General features: G+C 59.2%; 11 protein-coding genes, 4 tRNA genes and 1 pseudogene. 11 read left to right on the forward strand and 5 right to left on the reverse strand.

Features of this window, described 5'->3' with window-relative positions:
* Positions 1-82: 82 nt before the first annotated feature.
* On the forward strand, positions 83-1,957 hold the full coding sequence (locus CAF73_RS17910) for an MFS transporter (RefSeq protein ID WP_085699293.1): 1,875 nt from the start codon (positions 83-85) through the stop codon (positions 1,955-1,957).
* A 42-nt stretch (positions 1,958-1,999) separates the two neighbouring features.
* Here the strand turns inward: CAF73_RS17910 and sugE are convergent, their stop codons facing one another.
* From sugE to rdgC, 3 genes are all read right to left on the reverse strand, one after another.
* Positions 2,000-2,314, reverse strand: a complete 315-nt coding sequence (gene sugE / locus CAF73_RS17915; RefSeq protein WP_039769847.1) for a quaternary ammonium compound efflux SMR transporter SugE — start codon at positions 2,312-2,314, stop codon at positions 2,000-2,002.
* A gap of 118 nt (positions 2,315-2,432) precedes the next feature.
* On the reverse strand, positions 2,433-3,398 hold the full coding sequence (locus tag CAF73_RS17920) for a bile acid:sodium symporter family protein (RefSeq protein WP_085703387.1): 966 nt from the start codon (positions 3,396-3,398) through the stop codon (positions 2,433-2,435).
* A gap of 74 nt (positions 3,399-3,472) precedes the next feature.
* Complete coding sequence (gene rdgC, locus CAF73_RS17925) at positions 3,473-4,393, reverse strand: recombination-associated protein RdgC (protein WP_085703388.1); 921 nt, start codon at positions 4,391-4,393, stop codon at positions 3,473-3,475.
* Positions 4,394-4,552: 159 nt separating this feature from the next.
* Between rdgC and CAF73_RS17930 the strand changes: the two genes are divergently transcribed.
* From CAF73_RS17930 to CAF73_RS17945, 4 genes are all read left to right on the forward strand, one after another.
* Positions 4,553-4,628, forward strand: a tRNA-Val gene (locus CAF73_RS17930).
* A gap of 19 nt (positions 4,629-4,647) precedes the next feature.
* Positions 4,648-4,724, forward strand: a tRNA-Asp gene (locus CAF73_RS17935).
* 190 nt (positions 4,725-4,914) lie between these two features.
* Positions 4,915-4,990 (forward strand) — tRNA-Val (locus CAF73_RS17940).
* A 19-nt stretch (positions 4,991-5,009) separates the two neighbouring features.
* Positions 5,010-5,086 (forward strand) — tRNA-Asp (locus tag CAF73_RS17945).
* 145 nt (positions 5,087-5,231) lie between these two features.
* Here the strand turns inward: CAF73_RS17945 and CAF73_RS17950 are convergent.
* Together CAF73_RS17950 and CAF73_RS17955 are read right to left on the reverse strand one after the other, a co-directional pair.
* On the reverse strand, positions 5,232-6,368 hold the full coding sequence (locus CAF73_RS17950) for a catalase family protein (protein ID WP_139834850.1): 1,137 nt from the start codon (positions 6,366-6,368) through the stop codon (positions 5,232-5,234).
* Between the two features lie 26 nt (positions 6,369-6,394).
* Positions 6,395-8,203: a di-heme-cytochrome C peroxidase gene (locus CAF73_RS17955; protein ID WP_085699287.1), complete on the reverse strand. Its 1,809-nt coding sequence runs from the start codon at positions 8,201-8,203 to the stop codon at positions 6,395-6,397.
* Positions 8,204-8,473: 270 nt separating this feature from the next.
* Between CAF73_RS17955 and CAF73_RS17960 the strand changes: the two genes are divergently transcribed.
* From CAF73_RS17960 to CAF73_RS17985, 6 genes and pseudogenes are all read left to right on the forward strand, one after another.
* Positions 8,474-9,187, forward strand: coding sequence for an FKBP-type peptidyl-prolyl cis-trans isomerase (locus CAF73_RS17960; RefSeq protein ID WP_085699285.1), 714 nt, complete (start codon positions 8,474-8,476; stop codon positions 9,185-9,187).
* 293 nt (positions 9,188-9,480) lie between these two features.
* Entirely contained in the window at positions 9,481-9,936 is a 456-nt protein-coding gene (locus CAF73_RS17965) for a YkvA family protein (protein ID WP_085703390.1), read from the forward strand.
* Positions 9,937-10,050: 114 nt separating this feature from the next.
* Complete coding sequence (locus CAF73_RS17970; RefSeq protein ID WP_007950435.1) at positions 10,051-10,392, forward strand: helix-turn-helix transcriptional regulator; 342 nt, start codon at positions 10,051-10,053, stop codon at positions 10,390-10,392.
* Positions 10,389-10,760 (forward strand): hypothetical protein, encoded by a 372-nt coding sequence (locus CAF73_RS17975; RefSeq protein ID WP_003223109.1) that lies wholly within the window; start codon positions 10,389-10,391, stop codon positions 10,758-10,760. Before CAF73_RS17970 ends, CAF73_RS17975 begins: the two co-directional genes overlap by 4 nt.
* Positions 10,761-11,168: an SEL1-like repeat protein gene (locus CAF73_RS17980; RefSeq protein ID WP_085703391.1), complete on the forward strand. Its 408-nt coding sequence runs from the start codon at positions 10,761-10,763 to the stop codon at positions 11,166-11,168.
* Positions 11,169-11,393: 225 nt separating this feature from the next.
* Positions 11,394-12,675 (forward strand): annotated as a pseudogene (locus CAF73_RS17985) (type IV secretion protein Rhs); the annotation flags it as partial.

The following is a 12,675-nucleotide window of genomic DNA, read 5'->3' on the forward strand; positions in this document are numbered from 1 at the left end:
AAGGTGTGGCCTGGATCGCGGATTGACATTCCAATAAGCGTATCCAGGCCACTCGTTACCCAACATCAGGGACACACGGAAGATGAGTCACCCCTCACAGTTCAACCTGCTGCGTACCCGGCGCTTCCTGCCGTTCTTCATCACCCAGTCGCTGGGCGCGTTCAACGACAACGTGTTCAAGCAGTCGTTGATCCTCGCCATTCTCTATCGGCTGACCATCGAAGGTGACCGCTCGATCTGGGTCAACCTGTGTGCACTGCTGTTTATTCTGCCGTTCTTCCTGTTTTCGGCGCTGGCCGGGCAGTTCGGGGAAAAATTCGCCAAGGACGCGTTGATCCGTCTGATCAAACTGGCTGAAATCGTCATCATGGCCGTGGGATCTGTCGGCTTCCTGTTCGATCACCTGTCATTGATGCTGGTGGCGCTGTTTGCCATGGGCACGCACTCGGCACTGTTCGGGCCGGTGAAATATTCGATCCTGCCGCAGGCGTTGCGCGAGGACGAACTGGTCGGTGGCAACGGGCTGGTGGAGATGGGTACATTCCTGGCGATCCTGGCCGGGACCATCGGCGCCGGGGTGATGATGTCATCGGCCAATTACGCGCCAGTGGTGTCCGCCGCGATTGTCGGCATCGCCGTGTTGGGTTACCTGGCCAGTCGCAGCATTCCCCGCGCCGCGGCGGCCTCGCCGCAGATGCGCCTGAACTGGAACATCTTCAGTCAATCATGGGCAACCTTGAAACTGGGGCTGGGGCAGACACCAGCAGTTTCGCGCTCGATTGTCGGCAACTCGTGGTTCTGGTTTGTCGGGGCGATTTATCTGACGCAGATTCCGGCTTACGCCAAGGAATGGATGCACGGCGACGAAACCGTAGTCACCCTGATTCTGACTGTCTTCTCGGTCGGCATCGCACTGGGTTCGATGCTGTGCGAGAAGCTTTCAGGGCGCAAGGTCGAGATCGGCCTGGTGCCTTTTGGCTCGTTCGGCCTGACTGTTTTCGGTCTGTTGCTGTGGTGGCATTCCGGTGGAATTCCGGAAAGCGCCGTCGGCCATAGCTGGATCGAAGTGCTGAGTTTCGGCCATGCCTGGGCGGTGTTGCTCGATGTGCTGGGCCTCGGGATCTTCGGTGGGTTCTACATCGTGCCGCTGTACGCGCTGATCCAGTCGCGCACCGCCGAGAACGAGCGGGCGCGGGTGATTGCCGCCAACAACATTCTCAACGCGCTGTTCATGGTGATTTCGGCGATTGTCACCATCGTGTTGTTGAGCGTGGTCAAGCTATCGATCCCGCAGCTGTTCCTGGTGGTGTCGCTCCTGAACATCGGCGTCAACGCCTACATCTTCAAGATCGTTCCCGAGTTCAGCATGCGTTTCATGATCTGGCTGCTCAGCCATTCCATGTACCGCGTCGAGCATCGCAACCTTGAGGCGATTCCCGATGAGGGCGCGGCGTTGCTGGTGTGCAACCACGTTTCGTTCGTCGATGCCTTGCTGATTGGTGGTGCGGTACGTCGGCCGATTCGCTTTGTCATGTACTACAAGATCTACAACCTGCCGGTGCTGAACTTTATCTTTCGCACAGCGGGGACGATTCCCATCGCCGGACGCCAGGAAGACATCCAGATCTACGAAAAGGCCTTCACCCGGATTGCCCGGTATCTGAAGGAAGGTGAGCTGGTTTGCATCTTCCCGGAGGGCAAGTTGACCGCCGATGGTGAGATCAACGAGTTCAAGGGCGGGCTGACGCGGATTCTCGAAGAGACACCGGTGCCGGTGATTCCGCTGGCGTTGCAGGGGTTATGGGGGAGTTTTTTCAGTCGCGATCCGAACAAAGGGGTGTTCCGGCGCTTGTGGTCGCGGGTGACGCTGGTGGCGGGTAAGCCGGTCGCCGTTGACGCGGCGCAACCAGCGGAGCTTCAGGCGATGGTCGGGGAATTGCGCGGGACTGTCAGGTAGGCGTCTGGAAAGCCGCCATCCCTGACGGGTGGCGGCAACGGCTCAGGCGCTGACCTTGAGCCCGATCAGCCCGGTGACGATCAACGCCACACTGGCCAGGCGAATCAATGCCATCGATTCGCCAAACAAAATGATCCCGGCAATCACCGTGCCCACGGCACCGACGCCAGTCCAGATCGCGTAAGCCGTGCCCAGCGGTAGTTCCTTCATCGCCAGCCCCAGCAAGCCCAAACTGACTGCCATGGCGGCAACGGTGAGAACGGTGGGAAGCGGACGGGTGAACCCATCGGTGTATTTCAGGCCGACGGCCCAGCCGACTTCGAACAGGCCGGCGAAAAACAGAATGATCCAGGACATGAAAGACCTCCATCGATTGACGGGGCCGTCCCCAGATTGAAAACTCGATTGAGCCGCAGGGTCGTCCCCACGTGGCGCACATACTACCGAAAATTGTGCGCCGCGCCTTGATCCGGGATCAGTCGGCCGCCTGTTGCGCCAGCGTTTCACGGTCTTGTTTTTCGCTCATCCGTCGGAAGTACGTCGACAGCAGCGCCCCGGAAATGTTGTGCCACACACTGAATAACGCGCTCGGCACCGCCGCCAGCGGCGAGAAGTGCGCACTGGCCAGTGCCGCACCCAATCCCGAGTTCTGCATGCCGACTTCCAGCGCCAGGGATTTGCGCTGCGGCAGCGGCAGGCCGAACAGGCGCCCGGTGAAATAACCCAGCAGATAACCGAAGCTGTTGTGCAACATCACCACGGCCATGATCAGCAGGCCGGATTCGGCGATTTTCGCCTGACTGGCGGCCACCACGGCGGCGACGATGATCACGATGCTGATCACCGATACCAGCGGCAATACTTCCACCGCGTGGCGCACCTTGTCCCCCAGCACACGTTGCGCCACCACGCCGAGGACGATCGGCAGCAGCACAACTTGCAGGATCGACCAGAACAATTCCATGAACGAAACCGGCAACCAGGCCGAGGCCAGCAGCCAGATCAGCGCCGGTGTCAGCAGCGGGGCGAGGAGGGTGGTGACGGCGGCGATGGCCACCGACAGCGCCAGGTCGCCACGGGCCAGCCAGGTCATGACGTTCGATGAGGTGCCGCTCGGGCAGCAGCCGACCAGAATAACCCCGACGGCGATTTCCGGCGGCAGATGAAAGATCTGGCACAGCAACCACGCCATCCCCGGCATGATCACGAAATGCGCGACCACGCCTAGGGCCACACGCCACGGATGGCGGGCGACGGCGGCGAAGTCGTCGAGTTTGAGGGTCAGGCCCATGCCGAACATCACCAGCCCGAGCAGCGGTACGATCGCGCCTTTGAGGCCGAGGAACCAGGCGGGTTGCAGGAACGCGAGCACCGCGAAAATCAGAACCCAGTAAGCGAAGGTGTTGCCGACAAAACGACTCAGTGCAGCCAGTGCGCGCATGGTCTGTTCCTTATTATGTGAAAACGCCACCGAAGCGGTGGCGTTTGAAGATAACCCAAAGACTGCGCAGAGACTCAGATCCCCTGCGGAGTCTCTTCACCGCCCAGTGCTTCAACCAGCGCCGGCAGGAAGTCGCCGAACGTCAGCATCATCAGGGTGAAGCTGGCGTCCAGTTGGCCGAGGGCTTCGTCGCCGCCGTCCTGTTCTGCCTGATCCTGCAACAGATCTTCGAATTTCAGGCGCTTGACGGTCATCTTGTCGTCGAGCATGAACGACAGTTTGTCCTGCCAGGCCAGCGACAGTTGAGTCACAACCTTGCCGGTGCTCAGGTGCAGCTGGATTTCTTCGCTGGTCAGATCCTGACGCTTGCAACGCACGATGCCGCCGTCTTCGTGGGTGTCGCGCAGTTCGCACTCGTCCAGTACGAAGAAGTCCGGAGCGGCTTGCTGGGTGGTGACCCATTCAGTCATCACGGCGGTCGGCGCGGTTTTCACGGTCAGTGGGCGAACCGGCAGGGTGCCGATCACTTCACGCAGCGTGGAGAGCAGGTCTTCGGCGCGTTTCGGGCTGGCCGAGTTGACCAGGATCAGACCCTGTTTCGGCGCGATGGCGGCGAAAGTCGACGAGCGGCGGATAAAGGCGCGCGGCAGGAAGGCCTGGATGATTTCATCCTTGATTTGATCGCGTTCCTTCTTATAGACCTTGCGCATCTGCTCGGCTTCGATCTCTTCGACCTTTTCCTTGACCGCATCGCGCACGACGCTGCCCGGCAGGATGCGTTCTTCTTTACGGGCGCAGATCAGCAGGAAGTCACCGCTGACGTGCACCAGTGGCGCATCTTCGCCCTTGCCGAACGGCGCCACGAAACCGTAGGTGGTCAACTCCTGGCTTGCACATGGACGCGCCAGTTTGGTGGCCAGTGCAGTTTCCAGCGCCTCGGCATCGACAGGCAGGTCTTGGGTCAGGCGATAGATAAGCAGGTTCTTGAACCACATGGGGTGAGTCTCTCCTTTATACAAAGGGGGGCATTATTGTCTTCGCCGGGTCATAGGCCAACCCTTCTCTAAGCCTTTGGAAGGGCTAAGAAAATTAATTAAAAAAGTGCTTGCCAGAGGTTGGGACGCTCCGTAGAATGCGCGCCACACCGAAGCGAAGGGTGATTAGCTCAGCTGGGAGAGCGTCTGCCTTACAAGCAGAATGTCGGCGGTTCGATCCCGTCATCACCCACCATTCGTTTCAAGTGTTTAGCGCAGCGGTAGTTCAGTCGGTTAGAATACCGGCCTGTCACGCCGGGGGTCGCGGGTTCGAGTCCCGTCCGCTGCGCCATATTCGGTAACCTGGAACACTGAACGCCAGGTCACCACGGAAAAACCCGCCGAGGCGGGTTTTTTTCTGCCTCGAGTTGTACCTGCGGGATGTATCGTTTCACCGGTTTTCGGATTTATTTGAAAAAAAATTCAATTAAATCAACACGTTACGAAAATCTGTGGCATAATGCGCCCCGTAACGAAGCGAAGGGTGATTAGCTCAGCTGGGAGAGCGTCTGCCTTACAAGCAGAATGTCGGCGGTTCGATCCCGTCATCACCCACCATTCGTTTCAAGCGTTTCGCGCAGCGGTAGTTCAGTCGGTTAGAATACCGGCCTGTCACGCCGGGGGTCGCGGGTTCGAGTCCCGTCCGCTGCGCCATATTCGGTAATCTGGAACACTGAACGCCAGATCACCTCAGAAAGCCCGCCTTTTGCGGGCTTTTTGCTGCCTGGGATTTGGCTTTCGCTGAGTCTGGCCATGAGAAAGCGACCGTTGACGGTCGCTTTTTTCGTTTCTGGCGCTGCTATTGCGCCGAGTTACGGCTGTGGCGGTAATCGCTGACCGCTTCATACACCGCTTTGCGCAGCCGGTTGATTCCGCCAATCGGGCGATGGGCTTCGATGCCGAACCAGGGATTGAACGACAGGTTGTCGCATTGCAGGTTCAGCGCCGGGGTGTCGAAGTCCTGCGGGGGCAGAGTGATCCTGGCCACAGTCTGGAATGGACTGTCCTGCTCGCGCCATTCGATGCTGGTGTCTTCGATCGGCATGAACTTGTTCGCGTCCTGCCGCTGGATCTGCAACACAAAGCACGCCGGCATCCGGTCGGTGGACAGTTGCTGGTTCAATGCGCTGCGCAGGAAGTTCGGCAGATCCTGGTTCTGTTTCGGCAAGGTATAAGCGGGGCAGCGCTCCGGATCCGGCATCACCCGGAACTTGGCATTGGCCTCGCCGAACTTGTAGGGCGATACCGAGAAATATGTCGTGCGGGTCGGGCTTTCCGGCGGTGGCGATAAGGTTGCCAGTGCAATGAACAGATGCCGGATTTGCCAACTACGCGGATCCCACCCCGGAAAAAACGCCATGACCCTCTTGCCGTCAGCCTGCGCCGCCACATTCTGACGATACTCGGCGACATTGCTGACAAAGAAGTTCGGGTGACTGAACATCACGAAATCCTGTTCGTGCAACTCCTGACGATCAGCCAGCAAGGATTTGCCCGGCACATCGAGCAATTTGATCGCCATGCCCCGGGCATCGCGGATGCTGTCGAATTGCGGATAGGCGTTGCCGTTGGACAGGCGCATCGTTGCTTTCCACAGCTTGCCTGGTTCGCTGAATACGCCCTGGCGCAATTCCTGAGCCAGATCCGGCAACACCTGCACATCGGCTTTCACGCAGCCATGGGCCTTGGCATGGGCATCGCGCAGGTAGCGGGTGCTTTCGCGGTGCTGATCGACGATGCGCACGGCAGTCTGGATCACGTCCTGGGTCATGGCGGCTTCACCGTCCGGAATCTGCTCCAGCGCCGATACCGGACCCCGGTGCTGCCAGGCAAACCACGCGGTGGTCAGGGCCCAGCCGATCAGGCCGATCACCAGCAGGAACAACAGGGTTTTGCCCAGTAACCGTCCCAGCCAGAGCCAGAAACGCGCCAGCATCGAAGGTCTTTTAAAGGAATTGAAGATCATGGCAGTTGTGCCTCCAGCGGGCCGCCCAGCACTTTCAGGTATTCGAGCAGCGCCCAACGTTCTTCTGGCTGCAACAGTCGGCCGATCACCCCGTTGCCGCGTTCGCCGGCGCGGAATTCATGGCCACTGTTGTGGTTGCCGGTGATGCGGGTGTCGAACAGGAAACCGTTGGTGAAAGCCTCGGTGCGGTACCCAAGATGGCGTGGATCGTATTCAAGCGTGCCTTTATAGAAGGTCGTGGCGCGCTCGTCCTGAGGCGACAGCAACTGATAAAGGCTCGGGACCGAGCCGTTGTGCAGGAACGGGGCCGTGGCCCATACACCGGCAAGCGGACGGGCCTTGTAGGCGACTTTTTCGCGAACGCCGATCGGCAGGCCGAAGCCATCGAGTTGTGGCTTCTCGGCAGCGGTAACGCCCGCTTCACGGTACGCACGGTTTTCCACGAAGGCGGTCACATAAGCCAGTCCCTTGGCCACTGATAGCTGGCTGAGGTCCAGCGGTTCCTTGGGGGTGGGGTGCAACTTCACGTCCATTTGTTCAAGCTCTGCCGGGTTCCATTGCAGGGCGGTCAGGTCGAAGCGGTGATTGGCAATGTTGTTGGCGGCATTCGGGTCGGTGCCGATGACATCCACCGCAAGCATGTGCAGGTGTTGTACCCAGCGCTCGCCTTCCCGGGTCTGGCGCGGGACGTGGCATCCGGCGCAATTCTCGGCGAACAGGGTTCGCCCCTTGGCTGCCAAGGGTTTGTCGACGACGCCCAGTACCTCTTCAGGCCATGCCGGCGGTTGCAGTTTTTGCAGGGTTTCTTCGATTTTGTGCAGATCACGCACACGTACGCTGGAGGCATAGCGCTCATCGCCCTGCAGCGGTTGGCCGTTGGCGTCGAAGAAATTCAGAGTGGCGCCGACACCCAGTGCCTCGCCGATATTGCGTGCCATCGGCTGCTGCGCCGAACCGTTCCACTGCACCCAGTCGAAGGTCCACATGTCCCACAGCTGCGGGTAATCCACGGGAGCGTTGGCCACGCGGTAATTGCTCGGGGAGATCGCATCGCCGAAGGTCGCGTTGGCGATACGGCCGAAGGCATCGGTGCGGCCCGGGCCTTCTTCGGTGGGGTAGAGGCCGCGGTGGGTGTCGTTCCACGCCACTTTGATGAAGGTGTTCAGTGAGCTTTTGAAGTCTTTGCGCAGTTGTTCATTGCGTGCGTCGTAGTCGTTGCCCAGCACATTGCGGGCGAAGCGCTCGAATTTCCACGGGTTGTAGTAAGTCGAGGTGAGACTGGCAACCAATGCCTGTCCGAAACTTCCGCCGCGCAATGTAGGAACACTGGAAGGCAACACGTGTTGGGCCGTGCCCCCGTCGATGCGTATCGCCTGGCCATTGAAATGCAGCTCGCCGGTGTGGCAGGCCGCGCAAGTGATGTCGAGATATTGCTCGGCGCTGCCGGGATTTTGATGCCGGGCGAAACCTACCGGCAGATTGCCCGGGTTTTCGGGCGTGGCTTTCTGCTGCGGATCGATCAGAAAACCAAAGCGTGCAAGGTATTCCGGGGAGGCAAAGCGTTGCTGCGAGAATGGTAGCTCCAGCGCCTGAAACCATTCGTAACGAAGGCCTTTGACCTGCGTCCCCTGCGGGGTGAAGTAGTAGGTCTGGCGCTCTTGCTCAGTCCATTGGTTCAGGTAATGCACTTGTTTTGCAGGCGCGGGGAAGGGCAATCTCGGATTGGCGACATAGTAAAGAACTACCGCCAGGATCAGTCCCAGCAGCACCACGATCAGCGTCAGCACACGGTATAAAAGGCGCAAGATGAACATCCTTGTCGAGTTGTTGCGCTGTTATGCCTGAGCGAGGCCGTGTGCGGCAAGTGGCCATTACGCCAAGTGTTGTGGGAAGCGGCATCAATCGCTGTCGGTAAAAGATGACAGAAGCTTCATCGTGCCTTTCGCCAAATGCTTTTTAATCCCTGAACTTATCGGAAGATTCCTGCTCTCATGCCGGTAGCCATTGGTCGTGGCGGCCTGATAAGCTCGCGGCTTTACTCGATTGCCCTTTAGGCGCATGAACAAGGAAATAGCATGAAACAGCATCGGTTGGCGGCGGCGGTTGCCTTGGTTAGCCTGGTACTCGCGGGTTGTGATTCGCAGACCAGCGTAGAGCTGAAAACCCCGGCGCAAAAAGCTTCCTACGGTATCGGCCTGAACATGGGCAAGAGCCTTGCTCAGGAAGGCATGGATGATCTGGACTCCAAAGCGGTAGCCCAGGGCATCGAAGATGCCGTCGGCAAGAAAGAACAGAAGCTGAAAGATGAAGAACTGGTCGAAGCCTTCGCCGCGCTGCAAAAGCGTGCCGAAGAGCGTATGGCCAAGATGAGCGAAGAGTCGGCAGCCGCCGGCAAGAAATTCCTCGAAGAAAACGGCAAGAAAGCCGGCGTGACCACCACCGCTTCCGGTCTGCAGTACGAAGTGGTCAAGAAGGCCGACGGCCCACAGCCTAAGCCTACCGATGTCGTGACCGTTCACTACACCGGCAAGCTGACCAACGGCACCGTTTTCGACAGCTCCGTCGAACGCGGCAGCCCGATCGATCTGCCGGTCAGCGGTGTGATCCCGGGTTGGGTCGAAGGCCTGCAACTGATGCACGTTGGCGAGAAGTACAAGCTGTACATCCCTAGCGATCTGGCTTACGGCGCACAATCGCCAAGCCCGGCAATCCCGGCCAACTCGGTTCTGGTTTTCGACCTGGAACTGCTGGGTATCAAGGATCCAGCCAAAGAAGACGCCGCCAAGTAATCTGCGCCGGTTTCAACAACAACGCCTCGCTTATGCGGGGCGTTGTTGCATCTGGACGATGGTCAGCGTAAACAGACCGAACCGATGCCGGTCCTGGCAGTCCTAGACTTTAAGGTTGCCGCGCTAGACGTCTGAAGCCGCCAAGTCAATGAAATATTGGGATTTTTTATGTGAGTAAAAAACGCCCGATCTGAGCGCAGCCCTTATGAAACGGGGCTCTCAGCGCTTAAATGCAGCTCTGTTCACAAGGTTATCCACAATTTGTGTGGATAACATTTCAACGGGAGAAATAAATGAGAGCGCCGTGGAATTTCGCCCGATTCCTTCCTCTGGCCGGACGATTGCTGGCGCGAGGCCGCTTGCCGACCCTGTTGTTTGCCGTGGCCAGCAAAGGCGCCGCCCAAGGCAATCGCCTCGGCAAGCTGAAGGACGATTTGCGTCTGTTGCAGGCACTGTGCCTGGCCTATTGGCGCGGCGAGTACCGCGCAATCAGCGCCAAGGCGATCGTTTCGGTGGTTGCCGGTCTGATGTATTTCCTCAGTCCGGTCGATGCAATTCCCGATTTCATTCCCATGTTCGGCATGCTTGATGACATCGCCGTCCTCGCCTGGCTGATGAAAACCCTCGACGATGAACTGAATGCTTTCCGCCTGTGGCGTCAGCGCCAGACGCCGGAAAAGCTCAGAGTGGTCGAGCGCCTGCCCGATACCCCCGAGCAACTTCAGCTTCAGGGCCCGAAAAAGTCCTGAATTGCGACAGCCTCTTATTCAGATAGATACCCCCCACGACCTTGGCCGCTGTTAGGATTACACTTCTAGGGAAAAGTGCCGACTCGCTAAGTGTTGTTGTCCTACGGGGTAGTCATGGATATTCAGATAATTGCACGCGATGGCGAACCCGAATATGCGGTTCTGCCATGGGCTCAGTATCAGGCTCTACTGAAAGCAGCAGGCATTAACGAAGCACCGTCGCAACCGGCTCCAGCGCCGCTTGCGGCAACCCCGGACCCGATTCTTCCAGGTCTGGATCAGTTACGCAGTTTGCGCGAAGGGAAGGGCATCGCCATCGAGGCGCTGGCCCGCACGGTAGGCATCAGCCCGTCTTACCTGGCCATGATTGAAAGTGGCGAGCGTCTGCCCGACGCCGCGATTCGCCGCAGCCTGGCCTGGGAGTTGACGGTGCCAGGGTGGAGGGAACAATCGTGAGCGTACGCATCAGTCGTCAACATTGGGACGGATTGCTGGGGGAACTGGATCAGGCGCGCAGGCAGCGCCATCTTTTGACTTATCGAGCCTTGCTCGAACGCCTGCAACTGCCCACGCCGGCCATGCAGACATTGACCGCTGCACTGGAGCATCTCGCGGCACTGGACGCGAAAGCCGAACAGCCGTTGCGCAGCTCGCTGGTGATCAGCCAGGGTGCCAGTCGCCTGCCACGCACCGGTTTCTTTGAATGTGTCGAGCGCCTGGGGCGTTTTTCCGGGCCGTCCGACGGTGTTGCCGCCGCCTCCTGGCATGCTTCGGAAGTGGTGCGGGTCTTTGAGTACGAGTACCCGGAATCGGCGGAGGCCTGAGTGTTTTTACGACTCAAGGCGCGGGCCAGTTACTGGCTCGCCCGCAGGCTGTTTCACTGGGCGTGGTTTGTCCGTCAGCCCCGCGGCTGGCGCTGGCTCGAAGGTCAGTTTGCGCGCATGGCCAATCTGGGCGATGTCGGCGCGCAAAGTTTTTACGGGCACATCCTGACGTTTCGCGGGGTTGGCCTGGGCGCACGTCAGGAAGGTGTACGTTTGTTGCGACTGGCGGCGCTGGCCGGGGATGGCAAAGCGGCATATCAAGTCGGTGTCATCAGTCTTGCAGGTACGCCGAGCAAAGCGCCAGATCCTTCGGAAGCCGCTCGCTGGTGGACCATGGCCGCCAAGGCCGGGCATCCGTTGGCCGAGCTCAAGTTGAAAGAGCTGGCCGGCCGAGACGCTTTTAAATAAGCAAATCATCTGTTCCGTGAACGGGGCGTGAGGTAAACCTCCCGCCCCGTTTTTGCGTCTGCCGTGCGATAAAAATCAGTTACAGACTTCTCCTACATCCTCCGCCTACTCGCCTGACTTCTTTTCTGTTTGATCCCCCGCAAAGTCCCTCGCCTGATTTTTGCGCGAGTGAACGCATATGTTCGACCCGGTTTTACGTTTCGCCATGCGCATGGGATTGCGCTGATGGATGCCGTCACCCGCATCGAGCAAGAACTCGACAGCTTTCCCCGCACCCTCGATCTCTATCGCGAACAACTGAAGCACTGGCTCAGTCGCTCGGCAGATGGTGTCAGTCATGCGGCCGATCTGCCGTCTCTGATGGGGATGGAGCGGATCATCCGTTTCGGCGAGCACAGCACGGCGGTCGCGATTGACGACAACCGTTTCTCTTCTGCGCTCGTGCAATGCCCGGAATCCGGGCCGATGGAGATCGAGAGCAAGTTCGAGTCGGTATACGACATTCCATTGGGCGGCATCGTAGTCGATGTGGTGGCGATGGACGGTGGCGAGGTCAACTCCGTCACCCTCGATGCTCAAGGCAAGGGGGTGTTTACCGGTGAAGCAGGCAAGTTCTACCGGGTGGTGGTGCACAGCGAGGCCAGCGAGCAGCAGATTGATGCACTTTTCGAGTCCTACGATGGCCTGAGTCGGCAGCTGGATGGCTGGCTGCGCAGCGAGTGGCAAGGCTTCAAGCCGCAGTGGTCGCAGTCGGTGGTGACGGCGGCGGGCAACGGCATGCTCGCCGGGAGCTGGGCGGCGATCGAGGGGGTGTGGGACAGCATCGGGTTGTTGTCGGAAATTCTCAAGGACCCCGGAAAGTTTGCCGAGCGGTTGGGCAGTGGCGCCGCACAGCTGATTGCGCTGGCAGAAACAGCGCCTGAAATGATGGAGAAGCTTCAGTTACTGGTCAGTGACGAGGCGGCGCTGTGTTTGTTGCTGCGTACTGCGAGCCTCTGGCTGGAAATGTTGCCCGGCACTGAAATTGCCGGGAAAACCGCCGAGGCAGTCTCGATGGTGGTGGTGCAGCTGCTGATCGATGTATTGATCGGCGTTGTGCTGACTTTCGTTGGCGCCGGGGCAGGGATCGCTTATCTGACCTTGCGTCTGGCGGAGCGTGGCGCTCAGTTGTTGTCGGCGGTGACGCGACTGGTGAAGGCGATGTTCGGCATCGTCAGCACCTTTATCGGTTATGTGAACCACTACAAGTCCGTCGCCGCAAGGGGCATCGCCGCCGGGGTGAAAAAGGGTCGCATGCAATTGCGCTGGGATGCCCGGCGTAATGCTTCCCTGAAAAAAGACGAGCAGCACGACGACACGCCGGATCAGGCGAAAAATCCCAACGGTGACAGCGCCGATTGTGCGCCGCTGACCTGCACCAACGGCTGTCCGGTGTCGATGGTCACCGGGGAAGAACTGCTGACGTTGACTGACGGTGTACTCGATGGGCTGTTGCCGTTCGAGTTCA

The organism is Pseudomonas sp. B15(2017), assembly GCF_002113215.1.
Classification (GTDB): Bacteria; Pseudomonadota; Gammaproteobacteria; order Pseudomonadales; family Pseudomonadaceae; genus Aquipseudomonas.

Coding starts and splice junctions, on each gene's coding strand:
- CAF73_RS17910 (WP_085699293.1), top strand. CDS start 83: ATGAGTCACCCCTCACAGTTCAACCTGCTGCGTACCCGGCGCTTCCTG.
- sugE (WP_039769847.1), bottom strand. CDS start 2,314: ATGTCCTGGATCATTCTGTTTTTCGCCGGCCTGTTCGAAGTCGGCTGG.
- CAF73_RS17920 (WP_085703387.1), bottom strand. CDS start 3,398: ATGCGCGCACTGGCTGCACTGAGTCGTTTTGTCGGCAACACCTTCGCT.
- rdgC (WP_085703388.1), bottom strand. CDS start 4,393: ATGTGGTTCAAGAACCTGCTTATCTATCGCCTGACCCAAGACCTGCCT.
- CAF73_RS17950 (WP_139834850.1), bottom strand. CDS start 6,368: ATGCTGGCGCGTTTCTGGCTCTGGCTGGGACGGTTACTGGGCAAAACC.
- CAF73_RS17960 (WP_085699285.1), top strand. CDS start 8,474: ATGAAACAGCATCGGTTGGCGGCGGCGGTTGCCTTGGTTAGCCTGGTA.
- CAF73_RS17965 (WP_085703390.1), top strand. CDS start 9,481: ATGAGAGCGCCGTGGAATTTCGCCCGATTCCTTCCTCTGGCCGGACGA.
- CAF73_RS17970 (WP_007950435.1), top strand. CDS start 10,051: ATGGATATTCAGATAATTGCACGCGATGGCGAACCCGAATATGCGGTT.